Origin of the sequence: Ponticaulis sp., assembly GCF_029210165.1 — a bacterium.
Classification (GTDB): domain Bacteria; phylum Pseudomonadota; class Alphaproteobacteria; order Caulobacterales; family Hyphomonadaceae; genus Ponticaulis.
Genome location: NZ_JARGNT010000001.1, coordinates 1,393,043 through 1,412,779, shown reverse-complemented (window position 1 = coordinate 1,412,779; position 19,737 = coordinate 1,393,043). Strand labels below are relative to the sequence as shown.

Here is a 19,737-nt window from a genome sequence, read left to right as displayed (position 1 = left end):
GGGGCCGGGCAAATCCAGCAGAGAGGCAGAATGTCGTCGTCATCACCATTCCAAACAGAACAGATGACTCTGGCGGAGCTCTTCAACGGGAAACGTGTCTTTTCGTTTCCTGCGTTCCAGCGTCCGTATCGCTGGACGATGGAAGAAGCGATCACGCTGATTGATGACGTAGCCGCCGCCGCAAACCGTAAGGATGCGGGCTATTTCCTCGGCAATCTGGTCATGACAGAGGCCAATGGCCGCGACTGTATGGTGATTGATGGCCGCCAGCGCCTGACCACGCTTTTCATGCTGCTCTGCATTCTGCGCGACCTTGAGAAAGACGCAAACCGCAAGCGCGGCCTGCACCGTCTTGTGCGCGATGAGCGCGACAATGAGAATTTCCTGGAATCCAGCTGGCGCCTGCGCTTTGCGCCAGCAGAGCAAACCCTGATCGAGAACCGCATTTCAGCATGGCAGGCGCTCAATAATCCGTCTCAGGGCGGACGCATTATTCCGGAACGCTACCTCACCATGTTTGAGGTCGCTGACGGCATGCGTGAACTGCTGACCCAGCCGATCAATGATACCGGCCTGCCGCGCCTCAATGAATTTACCGATTACCTTCTCAACAATTGCGAAGTGATCGTGCTGACGGCGTCTTCTGCCACGTCAGGCCTGCGCCTCTTCCAGGTGCTGAACAATCGCGGCCTGCAGCTTTCCGAAGCCGACCTCACAAAGCCGGACCTTCTTAAAGCCCTGCCAATCGAGCGACAGGCAGATGCAGCCATCATCTGGGACGGTCTTGAAGATCGTCTGGGGTCGGACAATCTCGATACGCTTCTGCGTGCCATGGTGTTTGCGACCTCTGGCGAATGGGTTCCGCAGGGGCGCACATTCGGGCCGAGCCTGAAAGCGGCCATGATCGGTCGCGGCCCGGAACAATTCCACTTTGAAGACCTGCAAACCTATGGCGATGCCTTTGCAGACATTCACTGGGGCGACATTCCGTTCGACGAACCGGAAGAGAACCCGAACCATCTCATCCGTGCCCTGTATTTCCTCGGCCGGTCCGCGAATGAGTGGAAAGAATTCATTCCGGTCGCGATGGAAATCCTTGTCCAGTTCGACGGAAATTATGGCGAGATTTACCGCCATATCCGCGCGCTCGACCGGCTCTTCTTCGTCTGGTTCATCAACGAGACCTCTGAAGGCCCGCGCCGCCGCACCTGTTCTGATGCGATCGCGCAGCTGCGCAATGGTCAGGATGCATTCGCCAGCGGCAATGCCTTCGATGTGCCGCAAATCGAGCTTGAAAAAGCGATTGAGGCGCTCTCCAAACCGTTTCCGAAACTCTATCAGCGCGGCGCCCTGCTCCGCCGGATCGAGCTTGGCCTTTGCGAACGTGACGGACAGCCTGCCCCGCCTTATCTGGAGCTTGCAACGTCAGAGCATGTCCTGCCGAAGAACCCGCGTCAGGGCAGCCAGTGGCAGATTGATTTCACCCGCGCAGAACACCGCGAATGCCTCGATCTTCTGGGCAATGGCGTGCCGATTTCACGCGACCTCGACAAGCGTGTCGCCAATCGCGACTACAACGCCAAACGGTCCATCTATAAAGAATCCGGCGCAGACCTTTATTTCCGCAGCGTTGCTGATGTGTGCAGCTATAAGCAGTGGACACCGGCAGAAATCCGCGCGCGCACAGCCAAGATTGCCGATATGATCGCCACGGGCTGGCGCACCATACCGACAGAACCAATTCCGGACGAATTCGACTTTGACGATGAAGACAGCACGGACGCCGAACTGTTCGAAGACGCCGAGGTTGACGAAGAAGGTATTGGCGACGTGATCGCACGCGAAATCGACGCCAAGGTCAATTCGCAGAACGGGTCAGACTGACCCGCCTTCTGAATAGCCAAGCCCGGTAAGCGTTTTCAGATCCGGTTGCGGCACGATGCAGGGCGCAAGGTCACGCTCCCACCAGCCGACATCATGCCAGCTACCATTCTTGAAACCGATATTCCGGTAGGTCGCAAAATGGTGAAAGCCAACCGCCTCGTGTAGCGCCGCACTGCCCGCATTCGGCAGTGTCACGACACCATAGGCTTTGGTGAAGCCCTGGCGGGTCAGAATATCAATCAGCACGTTGTAGAGCTTGCGGCCAAGCCCTTTGCCGCGTGCAGCCGGTTCCAGATAGACCGTGACTTCGACCGCCCATTGATAGGCTTTACGCTCGCGATAGGGCGAACCATAGGCATAGCCCACAACCTCGCCCTCATCTTCGGCGACAATCCATGGATGGGTCGGCCAGAGCTTTTCAATCCGGCCAGCCATAATGTCAGCCGCCGGTGGCTCCATCTCGAATGACACCGCGCTGCCATCGACGAATGGCGCATAAATTTCGGCAATCTTTGGCGCGTCAGACGCAAGGGCGAAACGTATTTTCATATCCAAATCTTTATGCCTGAAACTGAGCTTTGTCAGCCGGAAATCGCAATAACAAGAGTGCGCAAAACATCAGGTCTCGCGTCTACGCAGCACCACTTGCGTGCTGCAACGTGCGCGGGATGACACGAGCAAATGTTCATGATATGTTCCGAACATGTCAGAGCGCTTGTACTACACCTACATTCTTGCTTCTAAAAAGCACGGCACCCTCTATGTGGGCGTGACAAACGATCTGGCAGGTCGAGTGTTTGCACATCGCTCTGGCGAGGCGTCTGCGTTTACACGAAAGTATCAAATCAAGCGTTTGGTCTGGAGCGAAGGTTTTGCGGATGTTCGAGATGCAATCGAAACTGAGAAAAAACTAAAACGCTGGCGACGTGCCTGGAAGGTTCAGCTAATTGAAGAGCATAATCCGAACTGGGATGATCTGTTTCTTCAACTAGTGTGATTTTGTCATCCCGCGCACGGTGCGGGGCGAAGTCACGCTCCGTAGACGCGGGACCCGAAACTCGCGTCGCCCTTGCATCGGGTCCCGGATCAGCAGCGCACCATTAAATGCTGCGCAGCATCCGGGATGACAATAAAGCCCTAAACCCCAACTCCACCGCGCACGTCAGTCTCTGCAACGCGCTCCATGCCTGCAATCATCGGGCGCGCCTTGCCAATCGCTTCCTGAACCTGCGCCAGCTGGAGGCTCGCCATATGGCTTTCAGCCCGGTCCCAGACCTCTGTGACCCAGATCGTTGTGTCATCAGCCGGATCAGCGGCGACCACATAAGACAAACAGCCCGGCATGTCTTTTAGCCCACCGAGCAATATCTCGATCAGTGCATCGCGCTTGCCGTCAGCCGCAATAAATTTTCCAACCAGTCCATACATGAAAGGGCCTCCCCGAACGGAGAGACCCAATCACATTTCCCCCTACACGCAAATCGAAATTTAGAGCGGACGGCGCACTGTAAACGCGCCGCGAATATCGCCCACTTCAAAGCCGGTCGCCTGATCATCAGCGTAGACCGCATCAATCGCCGCCTGCACCTCTGGCGAAATATCCGTGCCATGGCAGGTCGCGCAGAAGTCACCGAGGAAGATCGGCTTCATCCAGCGAAAGACATGGCTGCCTTCTTCGTCCACGACTTCAGAATACTGCATTGCCATCTGGTTCACGCCTGATGCGCGCGCCTCTTCAAAGACCGCGAACTGCTCTGTTTCCCAGGCATCCGGCGCATTGGCGGGGTTACGCACACGAAGCGATGTGCGGCCAATCTCAAGGCCCGTTTCAGCTGACACTTCAGCCGAAATCATCAGCGCATCTTCAGAACAGGCCGTAATGGCTTCCTCAATGCCGCCCTCTTGCATGGCTGACATTAATCGCGCCTGCAGGCGTTCCTGTAACATGCCCGCCGCGCTTTGCGCTGCGCTGATATCTTCATAGGCCGGTTCCGGCATTTCGACCGAGCTGCCACAAGCGCCCAGCATGAGCGCAGACGCGAGCCCTGCAAGGATAGGATATTTCATTATCTGTCTTTCCTCCCATTTATGATAGCAGACTATCACAAACCTTTCACGCATCAGACGATACCAAAGCGCACGACCAGATTAGTCAGATAAACATACTTTTTATAGGGCTTTTAGTGTCGCACGCAAAACAGCCGCCCTGCTGTTGATGGCAGAGCGGCGAGAATGCGTCAGCGCTGGAAAGTGGGTATCAGGCTAACGGCTGTAGATCGTGCTGGACGAGGCCGCGTGCTTTCAGCACCTCGGTGATCTCATCAAGGATGGCAGGATCATCAATCGTGGCCGGCATTTTCCATGGCTCCCCGTCTGCAATCTTGCGGATGGTTGCGCGCAGAATTTTGCCCGAACGCGTTTTTGGAAGACGCTGCACAACGAGGATGTGTTTAAGCGCAGCCACCGCGCCAATCTCCTCGCGCACCAGCTTTACGCAGGCTTTCTCAATGTCTTCAGGCGCTTCGGTGACACCTGATTTGAGCACGATCATCCCGAGCGGGATCTGGCCTTTCAACTGGTCAGCAATGCCCAGAACCGCGCACTCGGCGACCGCCTGATGACCCGAAAGAACCTCTTCCATACCGCCGGTGGAAAGACGGTGACCAGCAACATTGATGATATCATCTGTGCGCGCCATGATGTGGAGATAACCATCCTCATCAATCATGCCAGCATCGGATGTCTCATAGTAGCCCGGGAAGTGATTGAGATAGCTGTTTCTAAACCGGTCATCATTGCCCCAGAGCGTCGGCAGGCAGCCCGGCGGCAGAGGCAGTTTGATGCAGACAGCACCGAGCGTTGATGGCGCGCCAACCTCATGACCGCCCTCATCCAGAATATGGATTTCATAGCCCGGCATCGGCACGGTTGAGGAGCCATACTTCACCGGCAGGGTTTCAATGCCGCGCGGATTGGCCGTGATCGGCCAGCCGGTCTCTGTCTGCCACCAATTGTCGATCACCGGCACGTCGAGCTTACGTTCGGCCCACTGGATCGTATCCGGGTCGGCGCGCTCACCCGCAAGGAAGAGCGTGCGCAGGGATGATGTGTCGTAGTTTTCCAGAAGCTCCGCATTCGGATCTTCCTTTTTGATCGCACGGAAGGCGGTTGGCGCCGTGAAGAGCGCAGCGACTTTGTGCTCCTCGATCACACGCCAGAATACGCCCGCATCCGGCGTGCCGACAGGCTTACCTTCGAACATAATCGTCGCGCAGCCCTGAAGCAGCGGCGCATAGACGATGTAGGAGTGGCCAACCACCCAGCCGACATCAGACGCGGCCCAGAACGTATCGCCCGGCTTCACCGCATAGACATTTTCCATCGACCATTTCAGCGCCACGATATGGCCGCCCGTGTCGCGGACTACGCCCTTTGGCTCACCCGTCGTGCCCGAGGTGTAGAGAATATAGAGCGGATCTGTTGCCGCCATCGGCTCTGGCGCAGCCGTCACGCCGTCAGCTTTAGCCTCGGCCACTAATGCCGCCCAGTCATGATCGCGCGCGCCGAGTTCAGCCGTCACGTCTTCGCGCTGGAGAATGATGCAGGCATCTGGCTTGTGGACGGACTGTTCGATCGCCGCGTCGAGCATCGGCTTGTAAGGGATGACGCGGTTCGGCTCGATACCGCAGCTTGCAGACACCATCATCTTGGGCTTGGCATCGTTGATACGGGTCGCCAGCTCGTGCGGCGCGAACCCGCCAAACACGACAGAATGGATCGCGCCAATGCGCGCGCAGGCCAGCATGGCGATCGCCGCTTCCGGGACCATCGGCATATAGACGATCACGCGATCGCCCTTCTCAACGCCTTTGGCTTTCAGAATGCCCGCGAAAGTCGCGACCTCTTCGGTCAGCTCAGCGAAGGTGTAGCTCTTCTTCCTGCCGGTGATCGGGCTGTCATATATGAGCGCGGTCTCTGCGCCGCGGCCTGCCTCAACATGCCGGTCGAGACAATTATAGGCCGTGTTGCACACACCATCGGGAAACCAGCGGCCATACACGCCCGCATCGCCATCGAAGGCGGTGGTTGGTGCGCTGACCCAGTCGATCTCTTTGGCCGCTTCCATCCAAAATGCGCCAGGATCGGATTTCCAGTCATTATAGACGTCTGCATATTTAGCCATGTTACGTCTCCCCGTGAGTTTTCATTTTGAGGGGAGTTTAGCAGAGGAGAAAACCCTAAATCGAGTACGCCTTAAGTCGAACTTTTGCGAACAAACGGGCAATATAGGTGAAACATATGTGATCTGACCGCCCGTTTTGCGATGGGTCGCGCGATCCTCAAGGCTGCGGAAACAATCTATAACTATCCGAAATACGGATTGGCCGGATGCTCGAAGGCTTTATAGATCAGCGCCTCAACCTCGGGGGTCACCTCGTCGCGGCGCGGCACACCTTCTTTGCGGAAACCCGATTTCGCCGTTGAAGTCAGCCCGCGCCATGCGACACCCAAAGGCAGAAGCACCTCCGCCAGCTCCTCGGCAAGCCGCTCATAGCGGATGACGCGGTCGACAATCAGGCTGCCATCCTCATCTGTGTAGCGCTTGTGCTCGGCGAGGAACTTGCCCCGCTCGACATAGGCCTCCCAGCTTTGCGGCACATCTTCAGCCGCATGGTCGCCGGAATGTTTCAGCATGGCAAAATGGGAGAGGCATTTATCGACTGGCTCACGCTCCACGCAGAATTTGGAATACGCGTTATAGGTCTCCTCACCGAGAAATTTGCGCACCTGACGCCCGCCCATATGATTGACGAATTTTCGCGGCCCCATCTCGAAATTGCGCGCCTCATGCCCCGGCTCCAGCGGAAAAATCGGCGTCACAACATCCTCCGGCCCGCATAGCGGCGACAGGGTGACCTCGATGGACGTCCCTGCCGTTTTCGCCGTCTTCAGAAAGATGAATTTATGTGCGTGGGAAACGATGGTCACTTACAATGCCTCGCAGCTTAATGGTTCATCAGCCACCGCCGCGAACATGCCAGTAATCCGCCAGCCTTTTTCGTCAGCCCATCCAAGCTCATAGCCTGATGCGCGCATATCATCGCCCATAACCTCACCGGACGTCAGATACCGTGTGAAGCGCATACCGGCGCGCGCCGTTTCGCCCGCAACATCACACACCAGAACCTCGTGAATGACCGAGCGGTCATAGCCATCGGCTTCAAGCTGGGTGAAGACCATTTCCAGCCGCGCGGTCTCTCCTTCCACACTGCTGGTCATCTGCCAGAAGTCACGGCCCAGCGCTTCAGTGTCATGCGCATTCCAGGCTTCGGTATAGGCCCACATAAAGCCTTCCGCGCTTTCCAGCGTCGGTGCAGGCGCAATCGTCGCGCAGGCCGAAACCAGAAATACCCCTAATGGTCCAGTCAGAACTTTCCAGTTCATTTGCGCCTCTCCGATTCGGCCGTTTCAAAATGTGTCGCGCGGAACGCTCGAAATTGAAAGTCCTTCACGCTGAGCAGCACGGTCAAATCGCTGTCTTGCCTCTTGCGTATCTGAAGCTACTAATTTGGATTCACAAAAACTAAATCCGAAGACCACAGCCATGATCCTTTTTCGCGCTTTCCTCATCTCACTCTGGCTCATACTGGCTGTGTACACAGGTTTCGTTATTGCGCATCACGGCATGGGCCTTCTGCCGATATTCTTCGGAGACATCGGGTCGATTACCTGGCCGGGGCAATTCAATCTCGACTTCTTTTTCATGCTACTGATTTCGGGCCTCTGGACGGCATGGCGAAATCAATTCTCGTCTTTAGGCCTGACCCTCGGCTTTATTGCGGTGATTGGCGGCGCAGGCTTCCTTCTGCCTTACCTCCTGTATCTGTCAGTCCACGAGAAAGGCGATATCAGGACGGTTTTAATCGGAGACCGCTGAAGGCACGCGGTTCTGGCAAAGTATCTGCAAATATCTTATACTCACACCAACACCCACTTTGCACGGGCCCTTGAACCCGCTGGAGAGAGACAATGAATATCGAAGACCTTGTCGCGCCATCACCGATGGTGAACGGCCTCAATTCCCTTGGTATTGCCAAACCCCCATCCGAAACGCGCGTCGTCGCCGCCATGTCCGGCGGTGTAGATAGCTCCGTTGTTGCCGCCCTTCTGAAGGCGCAGGGCTATGATGTCGTCGGCATCACGCTCCAGCTGTATGACCACGGCGTCGCCATCCAGAAAAAGGGGGCGTGCTGCGCCGGGCAAGACATTCACGACGCCCGCAATGTCGCCGACCAGATCGGCATTCCGCATTACGTGCTGGATTATGAGTCCCGCTTCAAAGAGCAGGTGATGGAGGATTTTGCCGACACCTACCTCTCCGGCTCCACGCCTATTCCGTGCATTCGCTGCAACCAGACGGTCAAATTCAAAGACCTTCTGGCGACCGCGCACGATCTTGGCGCTGACGCGATGGCAACCGGCCATTATATCCGCCGCGAGCAGGGTCATAACGGCCATGGTGAGCTTCACCGCGCCCATGATGACAGCCGCGACCAGTCTTACTTCCTGTTTGCCACCACACAGGAACAGCTCGACTTTCTGCGCTTCCCGCTGGGCGGCCTGCCAAAAACAGCCGTTCGCGAACTGGCAGAGTATTTCGGGCTGCCGGTCGCTCAAAAGCCCGACAGTCAGGATATCTGCTTCGTACCGGATGGCTCTTACGCAAAAGTGGTCGAACGCCTGCGACCGGGCTCCGGTCGTGGCGGCGAGATTGTGCATCTGGATGGCCGCGTTCTGGGTAAGCATGAAGGCGTCATCCATTACACAATCGGCCAGCGCCGCGGCCTTGGCGTCGCAACGGGCGAGCCGCTTTTCGTGGTGAAGATTGATGCCCCGAACCGGCGCGTCATCGTTGGCCCGCGCGAAGCCCTGCTCACCGCTGGCCTTGCCATGGAAGAGCTGAATTGGCTTGGCGAAGGCACGCTGGAAGAGGCGTGCGAGCGTCAGGCCCGCGCACTCATCCGTGTACGGTCTACCCGCCCGCCAAAGCCTGGTCATCTCGGCTGGCATAACGGTCAACCGGCTGTGTTCTTTAATGATCCGGAAGAAGGCGTCGCACGCGGTCAGGCCTCTGTGCTCTATTCAGCGGACGACGAAACCCGCGTTCTGGGCGGCGGCTTTATCTCCGCCACCATTCCTGCTGATGAGCGCATGGTGGCTTGATGACCAAGGACGGCCCGTATACCTCGCGACACATCTTCAAATCTAGGGGGTCCAAATGGATTTAACTGGCCAATGGATTGGGTTCGACCAAGGGGATGTAAAAGGGACCATAGTGATCGATATCGACGACTTTGGCCAAGACCGAAGGGGGCATATTTTCTTTTATCCAGATGCCACTGATATCCCGGGAATATATGACACTATAAATTTTCAAAAGGGCAAGCTCCCTGAGTCTCTGACCTTCACACCGCACCTCTTTGAAGTTGGAGGAGGACGGCCACTGTCTATGGAACAAGCAGCCGAATTGTACCCAACGGCAAGCTTTCCCCGCCAAATAACAGTTGTTCTTCATCGGTCGAACCAAGGTGAGCTACATTTAAAGTGGCGCTCGGATGTCGGTACTTCTGGAAAGGCAAAACTGCTCAACAGGAATTTCAATGCCGCTTCCAAAACGACATTGAAAGCGAAGAAAATGAGCTGGCGGGCGTTCAAAACGTTTATCGACGAGGGCAACTCCGTCGGTTGCGTGTACAGAGGACAAAACGATGCATGGCCGCTCCGGACAACCTTTCATCGCAGTAAACGCTCAGATCTGATACCCTTCGTTACTGGTGACGTTCCGAAATTGTACAATGCGCTTTCAGGTCGCTTAAAGCATGTTTACGATTTGAAAAACCCGACAATCTTAGCATCTTTTTGGGCGCTCGCGCAGCACCATGGTTACCCCACACCACTTTTGGATTGGAGCCGTTCTCCTTACGTCGCCGCATACTTTGCGTTTAAAAATGTTACGGCTTCTTCTGAAGGGGCGGTTCGAATTTTTGTTCTGCAAGAACACCCTTTCGCCCATAACGGCCAAATCTTTTTCACTACCTATTCACAGCCGGTTGTAAAATTGATTGAACCCATGAGTCTTGAGAATGAACGACTGATACCACAGCAATCAGTGCTGATGATTTCTAATGTGGATGACATTGAATGGTTGATTGAGACGCTAGAGGCGGAGAAAAACGTTCAAATACTACAGGCAATAGACATTCCGAAGCACGAAGCTGCAGAAGTTATGAAAGATTTAAGACTGATGGGAATCGGTGCGGGGAGCTTATTTCCAGGAATCGACGGGGTATGCGAAGGTCTTCGAGAGCAACTATTTCCAGTCAATTAGTCCAACACCGCACGAGCCACCCTAAACTAGCGGCATGCATGAAGCACCCGCATCTCTTCCGGATATGAACTCGCCCAGCGTGATGGCGGGGCGGCTCCGCCGTAATTTTGGCGGCGTTGAGGCCTATGCGGACGGATATCTGGAATTTGAATGCGAAGCGTCGCGCCCGACTGACAAGCCGCGCCATATGCAGCGCCGTTATTACGAGACGCTGCTCACCCATATCCGCCGCGCGGAATACCAGCTGAGATGCTTCATCCTCTGGCTGGCAGCTATTCTGATCGAGAAGGCGCAGGCCAATCCTGAATTTTTCAACGCTGTCATCGGCACACCACAAGTGAACAGCCTTGAGCACGGTCTATGCAATCCGAATGGATTGCGAGACCAAACGAAAATGTTGCAGGCGCAGGCCGTCGAGCCGAAGGCGAAAATCGAGGCCGAGCATAACCATAATAATCAGCCAACCGGCCTTGCCTGGCAGCAGGAGCTGGAACTGCGCCGCCTGACAGCCAAGACGCCACCCATTGGCGGTTTCACTGTGACCACGCCTGTGTTTGAAACGGGCAAGCGCGGTTCCACCCGTGTCCGCGTCAAAGCCTTCCGCCCTGACCCGCTATCAATTGTCGACGCGTCCTATCTGATCGCCCGTATGGCCCGCTTGCCGCGCATACTCGCCCGGGCTGACCAGATAGCCGAACGACTGGCGCGCAGAGCAGCCTTGAGCGCGTTCTATCGTGAAGGCAGAGCCGAAGCGGAGAACTACAAGAACCCAGCCTTGAGCGCGTTCTATCGCGAAAGCAGAGCTGGAGCGGAGAACTACAAGAATTCAGCCCTGAGCGCGTTCTATCGCGCAAGCGCAGCTGACGCGGAGAACAACAGGAACCCAGCCTTGAGCCCGTTCTACGGCGCTGGATCACAAATTTCACAGCCAATACCAAACAGGAGAGACGGGCTTCCAACCGTCTCGGTGGCGCAGGCCCGCGCAAGGCCGCCAAACCCGTTATGGTTCCAGCCCTTTCAACACTGGCTGCCACCCGAAGATTTATGGGCTTCATCGGAAGATGAAGGCGAACGCGCAGACCTGAACTGGCTCCACCATGTGGCAGTCGGCGCGCTGACGCGTGTGGGCTTAGCGCCGGGCGATGATCCGGCTTCTCGCCTGCCGGACCTTTCCCGCTTTGAGCCGCCCTCCCCGCCTCAGATACGCCGCACCTGAAAACCATTGCCATATATGGCCGGTTCACCGGATGATGGGTTCAGGAATCAAAGGTCAGGGGACACGCGTGCAAACCGGAAAAATGGATGCTCTGAGAGTCGTTAAAGACGTCTGGACCCTGCCCCTATACCGGCCTGGCCTCGTCGCGATCGTCACCATATTCGGCTTTGTTCTGCCGGATTTGATTGCCGCAGTCATTCTTCGGGGGCTATTCGCCATGCCACATCCGATAATGGTCTCCGTCATGTCCACGCTGATTGCCCTTGTCGTGGTATCTGTCAGCCTGATTGCCAAGCGCTATGCCGTGTTCGAGCTTACCGCGAATGCCGTGCGAAAAGGCGATATCTTCTCAACCGCATTCCTCACCGCCGCCTGGCCGGCATTTGCCGTTCAGTTTATTGCCGGATTAAACGGGCCGGGATTGCTTTTGTCGCTTGTCGGCTCTTTCTTCCTTATCCTGATCGTACCGGTGATTTGCGTGGAGGAGCTTTTCGGTTTCGAAGCCGCAAAACGCAGCGCACAAATGGTTTGGCAGAACATTGTGGGCATACTGCTCTGCCTGTTCAGCCAGCTCATCCTGATGCTGGTTGTCTTTTTCCTGATGGAAGTTGCCGGAGGCCTCGGCATATCATCCTTCATCACCGACGGCATCTTCACCATCGCTCTTTCGCTTGTGACCGCGATGGCGACCATCATCCTGCCAATACGCGTCTATGACGAAATCCGGTCTCTCGAGAGATAAAAAGAGCCCGCGCAAAGGGCTTGCGCGGGCTGGAAGGTCACAGAGCGACTTTTAAATTCTAGTGGCGCTTCAGCTCGGCGCGGCCGACCACCATGTGGTGAACCTCATCCGGACCGTCTGCAAAGCGAAGATGACGGATATCGGTGTAAAGCTCGGCCAGCGGCGTCCACTGGGAAATACCTGTCGCGCCATGAATCTGGATCGCGTCATCGATGATTTTGCAGGCTTTTTCCGGCACCATCGCCTTCACCATGGAGACCCAGATGCGGGCTTCTTTATTGCCCATTACATCCATCGCCTTGGCCGCTTTCAGAACCATCAGGCGCATGGCTTCAATCTCGATCCGGTTGCGGGACACCGTTTCAAGATTTTTGCCAAGCTTGATCAGTGGCTGGCCAAACGCCTCGCGGGAGAGGCCGCGCTCTACCATCATATCAAGCGCGCGTTCTGCCTTACCGATAGTGCGCATGCAGTGGTGGATACGGCCCGGGCCAAGACGAAGCTGGGAAATCTCAAAGCCGCGGCCTTCGCCCAGAAGCATATTTTCTTTCGGGACACGGACATCTTTGAAACGCAGATGCATATGGCCGCGCGGGGCATGGTCCTCACCGAAGACATGCATCGGGCCGACAATCTCTACGCCCGGATGCGGCAATGGCACGAGGATTTGAGACTGTTGTTTGTGCGGCTCGGCGTCAGGGCTGGTTTTGACCATGACAATCATGATGCGGCATCGCGGATCGCCAGCGCCGGAAATGTAGTATTTCTCGCCATTGATGACCCACTCATCACCGTCGAGCACAGCCGTTGTGGAGATGTTTTTGGCATCCGAGGAGGCAACATTCGGCTCGGTCATCGCAAAGGCAGAGCGGATCTCACCATTCAGAAGGGGTTTAAGCCATTTTTCTTTCTGCTCCGGCGTGCCGACATGCTGCAGCACTTCCATATTGCCGGTGTCCGGCGCGTTACAGTTCAGCGATTCAGATGCAAGCGGCACTTTGCCAAGCTCAGCAGCGATATAGGCATAATCAAGGTTCGTCATGCCGTGGCCGATAGGGGAATCCGGCAGGAAGAAGTTCCAAAGGCCAGCCTCTTTAGCTTTGTTCTTGGCGCCTTCGAGAAGTTCAAGCTGGCGCGGGTGAAAGCTCCAGCGATCTTCCAGCGTGCGGCCGAGTTCTTCATACTCTTCCTGGATCGGCTTTACGTTCTCTTCGATGTGTTTCTTCACGGCCTCAAACAGCGGAACGGATGCTTCCGACATTTCGAGGTCATTCATCTTCAGGCTTGGGTCAACAAAGCTGCTCATAGATATCTCCGTATTTTGACGGAGAATTTAGCCGCTCAGAGGCCATAACTGGTAATGCGGGTTTTGAATGCAGCCCATTCGTTTGACGAATGGGCTCTACAAGCACTTATAAAGATTAGTTTATAACCGTTCTGATCTGCTCTCTCAGCCAGATCAGGCCCGGATCGGCCTCTGTGGCCTCGTGCCAGTACATGTAAGCTTCTGCAGACGGCAGGCTGAGCGGCAGTTCATGAAGCTCGTTTCCTTCAAGCCCCTGAAACGTCTCTGCATAGCGCCGTGACAGTGTGAGTATCATATCGGTCCGGGAGACAATCTGCCAGGCCGACATAGCATTCTGGCAGCGTACAGCAATTTTTCGTTCGCGGCCAATCCTTGATAGCGCGGCATCCTCATGCCCGAGGCCAACCGAACGCGGCGAGGCAAACACATGCTCCAGCTTCAGATAGGTGTCGAGCGTCAGCGTCTCGCCAATAGCTGGATGACCTTTACGGGCGGCGACAACGAAACTGTCATGGCGTAGCAATTCCCGCTTCAGGCCGGCCCGCTCTTTATGGGCGACATCAATTGCCAGATCGAGATCGCCATTCGCCAGAAGATTGGTGAGGTCCTGCCGCGCAAAGTGGGCACTCGTCAGACGGACTTCCGGCGCCGCCTCGCGCATATGGGTCACGAGAGATGCAAAGTTCGGCGCCTCACCTGACAGGCGCATGCCGACCCGGAACAACCGGTTGGACGTCGCCGGATCAAAATGCATAGCGCTCGCCAGCGCGAAGCCGAAATTACGAAGTGCCTCGCGGATCGGGCCAATAATATCCCGCGCCATAGCTGTCGGGACGAGGTTATTGCCTTCACGGATAAACAGCTCGTCATTGAAGGCTTCTCTCAGGCGCGCCAGAGAATGGCTCACCGCGGGCTGGGAGAGGTTTAAATGCCGCGCAGCACGCGACACACCGCCTTCAGAGTAAATCGCCTCGAAGGTTTCAAGCAGGTTCAGATCAAACTGGGCAATGCGACGCAATGGAAAACCCCCGGCAGTTACAACCTACACTACCGCGTGCAGGTGGCCGCGTCAGCCCATTCTGGTCAAAGCGTCATTCATTGTGTTGACGAGGGTTTCGACGACAATCGGTTTGGCGACATGGCCGTTAAAGCCTGCCTCGATATATTCATCCACCTGATGCTTCATGGCATTCGCGGTGAGCGCCAGTGCCGGCACGGCCTGACGCCTGCGTTCGGCATCAATCCGTCGAATCTCCTGAAGTGCTTCCACGCCGGTAAGTTCCGGCATCTGGATATCCAGAAGGAGAAGGTCAAACTCACCCGCCTCATAAGCCTCAACAGCCTGACACCCGTTTTCTACAAAGCAGACATCGACGCTCATGGTTGCGAGCATGAGCTGCAGAACACGCCGGTTATGAGCATGATCTTCGGCGACCAGAATACGCGGACGATGACCATGGGTCGGCTCCACATCACCTGACGTATCCTCAATGTCGATCTCGCTCGCCGTTTCGCAATCATCAGCCAGCGGCAGCTCGCAGAAAAAGGAGAACTCCGCACCCTCGCCCTTTTTGCTCCGCACACCGAGAGAGCCATTCATCATGGCAGCAATCCGGTGCGAAATGGACAGGCCCAAGCCAGACCCGCCATGACGTCGGCTGAGTGAATCATCAACCTGAACGAAAGGTTCGAAAATGCGCGCCTGATCATCATCGCTCAGGCCGGAGCCGGTATCAGCCACCGCGAAAGACAGCCCGCAAACGCCCTTATCCTCCAGCACATCCGCTTTAACGCTGAGCGTCACAACGCCATCTTCTGTGAACTTGATCGCATTGGAGAGCAGATTGCCGACGATCTGGCGAAGTCGCAGCACGTCGCCTTCAAGGCAGAGCGGCTTTTCCTCATTCCAGACGAGGCGGAATTCAAGGCCTTTGGCATGTGCGCTGAGTTCGGAAGTAATCACCAGATTACGTACAAGATCATGCACCCAGAAGGCCTGATGATCGAGTTCCAGATGACCTGCCTCGATTTTGGAAAGGTCCAGAATGTCATCAATAACACCGATCAGCGCATCACCTGATGACCGGATTACCGATACCATTTCCTTCTGGTTGCCATCGAGCGGTGTCCGCCCGAGCATTTCGGCCATGCCCAGAACACCATTCATCGGTGTCCGGATTTCATGGCTCATATTCGCGAGGAAAATCGACTTGGTACGGCTTGCTTCGGAGGCGGCCGCGAGCGCTTGTTGCAATTTGATTTGCTTTTGAACATCCGCCACCGCGACGATGAGCATATAATAGATGAGCCCACCGATCGCGACGATGATAAGTATACGTTCCGGTACAGACATCACAAACGGCATTGGCATGAGCGCGAGAGCGAGCAAACCTGTCAAAGGTGGTATAGCGGCGATGATCGCGCCCTTGATCCAGTCAGAATACTTGAAAGTTACATGCGCTGTGACCCCAACAACCATCAAAAGGCCGCTCGCCATCAGGATGATGTCACCAGTGCTCCAGAGATAGACACCACCGCCAGCCCAAGTGCCGCCACCGAAGAGAGACACGAAGAACTGACCATAGAGGTATCCGTCACCCGGATTCTTATCGCGCTTCTTGAGATGCTCGAGAACAACCTCGCCAAACTCGGCCGGAATCACGAGCGCCAGCCAGACCATCGCGAAGGTTTCCTGTCCGCACGCAGCCCAGAGGCAGGCGAGAACCGCTTCGATACCAATGCGGAAAACAAGATCCTTCACCAGAACGGCGCCGAGCGCCTCTGATGCACGATGGTCTTCTTCCGTCATACGGAAGAACCACGTAAATTTTTCTTTGAGCTTACTGCCCGTCATACACAACCCGGCCCGGCCATCAGAACTTGCGTAAGTTTTCACAGAACTGGGTTAATTGTCGATGACTACATTGAAAGTCTTCGCGTTAAACCGACAGCGCGAGGATCTGGCTGATCTGCGAGAGACTTCTTCCCGATTCTTTCCGCCAGATATTCAGAGCAGCCTGAACACTTGCAAGGTCCCGCTTCGCAGTAGGTGCTTTTGCGACGATACCAGCGCCAATCAGCGCCTGCACGACATCATTGGACAGAACGACAGATTCCACACCCATGCGCCGCAGAAATATCTGACCGGTTTTCGCGCCGAGCCGGTTTGTCCGTTTCTGCATTGCGGACAGATTCTCAAAGAAATCTTCCGGTTTCCAGCTGGCAAAAAACGCTCCCACGCTTCCGTGCTCGGTTATAATATCCCGAAAATAAAGCGCGTTTTTCCCGACACTGAGAAGCTTTCCGGCATTGCGAACGATGCCTTCCGTCTTGAGAAGGCGGTCGAGGTCTTCTTCGCCCATCATGGACCAGCGATGTACATCGAAACCTTCAAATGCGGCCTCAAAGTTCGGCCATTTCTTATCAATGAGGGACCATGAAAACCCGGCCTGAAGAATGACCTTAGTCGCTTCAGAGAGGAACCGGTCAGCAGGTATCGCTTCGATTTCTGCCACACTGACCACAGGACTTAGCCTGTCTTCCAGCGCCTCGCGTCCATGCTTTTCGACGGCGCGCGCTTCGATTTCAGAAAACTGCATGTCCCATCCCCCCGGTCTGCGATGAAACATATCCGATTGCGTTCAACGCGTCTCTGCACAAAACTGTTAGCCCTATAGAGGTGTATTCATGTCCATTCCGGTCACGAGAGAAATCGTCAGCCCGAAAACCGAAGACAAGATCAGGGATCGCGTGCGTAAGGTGACTGAGTTTCAGCGCCCTGATGGAAATGCCCGAATCGTGACCGAAGACGACCTAGACGCGATGTATGAGTTCTTCACCCTGCCGGACGTCTCAGACCCGATCTACACCGTCGAGAAACCCGTCACGAAGGACAGCGTGCTGCGCCATATCCGGCGCAAGGCAGAGGCTCAAACAAAGGGCGAAGGGTTTATGCTGGCCAGTTTTGATGAAGCAGGCAGCGTCACCGGATATTTTGATTTCACCATCTGGCCGAACTGGTCAGCTGCAGAGTTTGGCGGCGCCACACATCCTGACCAGCAGTCCAGCGGCCGTGGCCGTGACGGCATTTTCCGCAGCATAGATTTCGTGTTCGAAACTCTGGGTGTTCACCGGCTCTGCTTCACCGCAGCGCAAAATAATATCCGCTCAATCAAGCTGATCGACGCCATGGGCATGACGCGTATGGGTGAGGTCACGAGCAAGGGCCCGAACGGGCAAACGCGTCAGTCACTTGTCTGGGAAATGACCGCCGATGACTGGAAACACATCCGTATGCGGATGTAGTGCTCAGGCGAGCACATCCTGCCATTCTTCACGACGGTCAATCTGCTGTTTCACAAACCAGCAGGTCGGCACGATAGACTTACCCTCAGAGCGCGCATCTTCTACGGCGCGCGCCACGGGTTTCTCGCCAATACCGCGTCCGCCAAGCTCCCGCGGCACCAGAGTATGGTCAGTGATGCGTTTATCGCCTTCAACATCCTGAAAGGTCAGCACAGCCTTATGGCCGTCCGCCATCAGAACATATTGCTCGCCGGAGCCACGCGGCTCTCGTTTGATATCTGTGTCACTCATGAGAGAGAAATGGGTGGCTCTGGCATGAGTTCCAAGATCAGACCGGCATGCCAAGCTCTGCAAAGACCTCCGGAATCTGTTTCTTGAGCGGGAAGAAGCCTTTTGTGGCGTGGGGCCAGAACAAGCGGTCCCAATCACGCACAATCTCTACAAGCTGGATGTCGTGTTCGGAAAGCGCATCTTTCAGCGCATTCAGTTTTGGACGAACCCAGCCGACCGGTGCGTACCCCGTCGCGACGGTATCCATTTTGGCCTCAAGCGCCCATTCGACGGTCGCTTGAACAAAGTCGTCCGCACTCAGCTTTCGTGCCGGAAGCGCCATGCGCTCCATAGCGCGGCGCAAAACATCGTCCAATGCGCCTTTCGCAAACCGCTTTGCAGCCTCCCCCGCGCCAGATGGAGACCGCGCATCCGGGAAGACGCACCCGGCGACCGCAACAAGGTCTTCAATGCCGGACGCCAGCGAGGCGAGATGCATATCTTCTTCGGTCAGCAGAAGGCCGGTTCTGCCTTCGGCTTTGCCGGCGGGCAGGTCGGGCCAGCGCGGAGACGGATTTTCAAATCCTTCGAGCGGAGGCGCGTCCTGCGCGAGCCCGGAAGGCGAAAACCGTCCATCGGTGTACTTTTCAATATTATCCTTACGGGCCAGATAGGTCTTGCCGCGCGTATGCAGCCCGCCAACCCAGCGCCAGGACAGTGTGTTAGATGCCGGGTCACCATCCATCAGATGTTTCAGGAAGAAGTCCGCGCCCAGCTCCCATGGAAGTTTCAGGGTGAATATCCAGATGGAGGCAAACCACATGCGGGCATGGTTGTGCAGATAGCCCGTTTCGACCAGTTCGCGCGCCCAGTTATCGAAGCCGGCAATCCCGGTTCGCCCGCTGACCGCTTCGTCATAGGCTTTGCGCAGACCAGCATTGCCCACCAATGCGGAGAGATGCTCGTCCCGCCGCTCCAGATACGCCTGCCAGACGGACGGCCTGTGCTCCATCCACCCTTTGAAATAGGCCCGCCAGCAAATCTCCTGATGAAACTTTTCGGCGGAGGCGTAAGAGAACCCGTCTAATGCCTTCCGCGCGACTTCTTCCTCAAGCACGAGCCGCGTTCTGATCCACGGCGACAAGGCAGAGACGTTCGTGCGTTCACCGGAGCCAAGATCGGCATTTCGGTTCTGCGCATAATGGCGGCCCATGCGCGGCGCAAAATGCTCAAGCTGCTCAAGCCCTGCTTTTCGGGTGGGGCGAAACGAAACGGTATGGGTATCAGTGAAGAGTTCAGTCATGCCGATGAATTAGGCCGCCCGTCTCATGCGGCCAGAGGCGGTATAACGTTTTGGTCAGGGACGTTTACGCACCATCGCGTCAAGCCGCTGCACACACCAGACCAGACCGTTCCATAGATGGGTCACCACATCACGTAAAACCGTCCAACCCACATAGAGAAGCGGGTAAAACATCGCGATGCCTGTGACTTCCCGCATCTCTCCATCATTCAGCCAGAGATCAAATCCCGCCCAGATGGCCACCATGAGGATAAAAACGACCGAGTAGAATGCCGGAAGCACATGCCGGTAGGCCTGCACAAAGCGGCGCAAACGCAATACT

General features: G+C 56.0%; 21 protein-coding genes. 8 read left to right on the top strand and 13 right to left on the bottom strand.

Annotated features, from left to right (window positions below; all coding sequences use genetic code 11):
• Positions 1 to 30: 30 nt before the first annotated feature.
• Positions 31 to 1,884, top strand: a complete 1,854-nt coding sequence (locus P1U45_RS06970) for a DUF262 domain-containing HNH endonuclease family protein (protein WP_301058389.1) — start codon at positions 31 to 33, stop codon at positions 1,882 to 1,884.
• Here P1U45_RS06970 and P1U45_RS06965 read toward each other — a convergent pair.
• Positions 1,876 to 2,433 (bottom strand): arsinothricin resistance N-acetyltransferase ArsN1 family B, encoded by a 558-nt coding sequence (locus P1U45_RS06965; RefSeq protein ID WP_301058388.1) that lies wholly within the window; start codon positions 2,431 to 2,433, stop codon positions 1,876 to 1,878. The genes P1U45_RS06970 and P1U45_RS06965 overlap by 9 nt on opposite strands.
• 154 nt (positions 2,434 to 2,587) lie before the next feature.
• Here P1U45_RS06965 and P1U45_RS06960 point away from each other — a divergent pair, with 154 nt between their 5' ends.
• Positions 2,588 to 2,881 (top strand): GIY-YIG nuclease family protein, encoded by a 294-nt coding sequence (locus P1U45_RS06960; protein WP_301058387.1) that lies wholly within the window; start codon positions 2,588 to 2,590, stop codon positions 2,879 to 2,881.
• A 140-nt stretch (positions 2,882 to 3,021) separates the two neighbouring features.
• Here the strand turns inward: P1U45_RS06960 and P1U45_RS06955 are convergent, their stop codons facing one another.
• The 5 genes from P1U45_RS06955 to P1U45_RS06935 all read right to left on the bottom strand — a co-directional run bounded on the left by P1U45_RS06955 (position 3,022) and on the right by P1U45_RS06935 (position 7,329).
• Positions 3,022 to 3,312, bottom strand: coding sequence for a putative quinol monooxygenase (locus P1U45_RS06955; protein ID WP_301058386.1), 291 nt, complete (start codon positions 3,310 to 3,312; stop codon positions 3,022 to 3,024).
• Positions 3,313 to 3,372: 60 nt separating this feature from the next.
• Positions 3,373 to 3,951 carry a DUF3365 domain-containing protein gene (locus P1U45_RS06950; RefSeq protein WP_301058384.1) on the bottom strand — a complete coding sequence of 193 codons (579 nt, stop codon included), beginning with the start codon at positions 3,949 to 3,951 and terminating at the stop codon, positions 3,373 to 3,375.
• A 190-nt stretch (positions 3,952 to 4,141) separates the two neighbouring features.
• Entirely contained in the window at positions 4,142 to 6,067 is a 1,926-nt protein-coding gene (locus tag P1U45_RS06945; RefSeq protein WP_301058382.1) for a propionyl-CoA synthetase, read from the bottom strand.
• A 182-nt stretch (positions 6,068 to 6,249) separates the two neighbouring features.
• Complete coding sequence (locus P1U45_RS06940; protein WP_301058381.1) at positions 6,250 to 6,873, bottom strand: hypothetical protein; 624 nt, start codon at positions 6,871 to 6,873, stop codon at positions 6,250 to 6,252.
• Positions 6,874 to 7,329, bottom strand: coding sequence for a hypothetical protein (locus tag P1U45_RS06935; protein ID WP_301058380.1), 456 nt, complete (start codon positions 7,327 to 7,329; stop codon positions 6,874 to 6,876).
• Between the two features lie 160 nt (positions 7,330 to 7,489).
• Here P1U45_RS06935 and P1U45_RS06930 point away from each other — a divergent pair, with 160 nt between their 5' ends.
• The 5 genes from P1U45_RS06930 to P1U45_RS06910 all read left to right on the top strand — a co-directional run bounded on the left by P1U45_RS06930 (position 7,490) and on the right by P1U45_RS06910 (position 12,231).
• Entirely contained in the window at positions 7,490 to 7,822 is a 333-nt protein-coding gene (locus P1U45_RS06930) for a hypothetical protein (RefSeq protein WP_301058379.1), read from the top strand.
• A 125-nt stretch (positions 7,823 to 7,947) separates the two neighbouring features.
• Entirely contained in the window at positions 7,948 to 9,108 is a 1,161-nt protein-coding gene (gene mnmA / locus P1U45_RS06925; RefSeq protein ID WP_366144986.1) for a tRNA 2-thiouridine(34) synthase MnmA, read from the top strand.
• 55 nt (positions 9,109 to 9,163) lie between these two features.
• Positions 9,164 to 10,273: an FRG domain-containing protein gene (locus tag P1U45_RS06920; RefSeq protein WP_301058377.1), complete on the top strand. Its 1,110-nt coding sequence runs from the start codon at positions 9,164 to 9,166 to the stop codon at positions 10,271 to 10,273.
• Positions 10,274 to 10,307: 34 nt separating this feature from the next.
• Positions 10,308 to 11,489 (top strand): hypothetical protein, encoded by a 1,182-nt coding sequence (locus P1U45_RS06915; RefSeq protein ID WP_301058376.1) that lies wholly within the window; start codon positions 10,308 to 10,310, stop codon positions 11,487 to 11,489.
• A gap of 67 nt (positions 11,490 to 11,556) precedes the next feature.
• On the top strand, positions 11,557 to 12,231 hold the full coding sequence (locus tag P1U45_RS06910) for a hypothetical protein (RefSeq protein ID WP_301058375.1): 675 nt from the start codon (positions 11,557 to 11,559) through the stop codon (positions 12,229 to 12,231).
• 58 nt (positions 12,232 to 12,289) lie between these two features.
• On the opposite strand, the gene P1U45_RS06905 is transcribed toward P1U45_RS06910, so the two are convergent.
• From P1U45_RS06905 to P1U45_RS06890, 4 genes are all read right to left on the bottom strand, one after another.
• Entirely contained in the window at positions 12,290 to 13,537 is a 1,248-nt protein-coding gene (locus tag P1U45_RS06905; protein WP_293619228.1) for an acyl-CoA dehydrogenase family protein, read from the bottom strand.
• 115 nt (positions 13,538 to 13,652) lie between these two features.
• Positions 13,653 to 14,555, bottom strand: coding sequence for a LysR family transcriptional regulator (locus tag P1U45_RS06900; protein ID WP_301058374.1), 903 nt, complete (start codon positions 14,553 to 14,555; stop codon positions 13,653 to 13,655).
• 51 nt (positions 14,556 to 14,606) lie between these two features.
• The gene (locus P1U45_RS06895; protein WP_301058373.1) at positions 14,607 to 16,391 is read right to left on the bottom strand and encodes an ATP-binding protein; all 1,785 of its coding nucleotides are present in this window, start codon (positions 16,389 to 16,391) and stop codon (positions 14,607 to 14,609) included.
• Positions 16,392 to 16,476: 85 nt separating this feature from the next.
• Complete coding sequence (locus P1U45_RS06890; RefSeq protein ID WP_301058371.1) at positions 16,477 to 17,136, bottom strand: DNA-3-methyladenine glycosylase I; 660 nt, start codon at positions 17,134 to 17,136, stop codon at positions 16,477 to 16,479.
• An 88-nt stretch (positions 17,137 to 17,224) separates the two neighbouring features.
• Here P1U45_RS06890 and P1U45_RS06885 point away from each other — a divergent pair, with 88 nt between their 5' ends.
• Complete coding sequence (locus tag P1U45_RS06885) at positions 17,225 to 17,842, top strand: GNAT family N-acetyltransferase (protein WP_301058370.1); 618 nt, start codon at positions 17,225 to 17,227, stop codon at positions 17,840 to 17,842.
• Between the two features lie 3 nt (positions 17,843 to 17,845).
• On the opposite strand, the gene P1U45_RS06880 is transcribed toward P1U45_RS06885, so the two are convergent.
• The 3 genes from P1U45_RS06880 to P1U45_RS06870 are packed head-to-tail and all read right to left on the bottom strand — an operon-like array spanning position 17,846 to position 19,727.
• The gene (locus tag P1U45_RS06880; protein WP_301058369.1) at positions 17,846 to 18,133 is read right to left on the bottom strand and encodes a GNAT family N-acetyltransferase; all 288 of its coding nucleotides are present in this window, start codon (positions 18,131 to 18,133) and stop codon (positions 17,846 to 17,848) included.
• A gap of 37 nt (positions 18,134 to 18,170) precedes the next feature.
• On the bottom strand, positions 18,171 to 19,415 hold the full coding sequence (locus tag P1U45_RS06875; RefSeq protein ID WP_301058368.1) for an FAD-binding domain-containing protein: 1,245 nt from the start codon (positions 19,413 to 19,415) through the stop codon (positions 18,171 to 18,173).
• 54 nt (positions 19,416 to 19,469) lie between these two features.
• A complete protein-coding gene (locus P1U45_RS06870; protein WP_301058367.1) occupies positions 19,470 to 19,727 on the bottom strand; it encodes a hypothetical protein in 258 nt (85 codons plus the stop codon).
• Positions 19,728 to 19,737 lie beyond the last annotated feature (10 nt).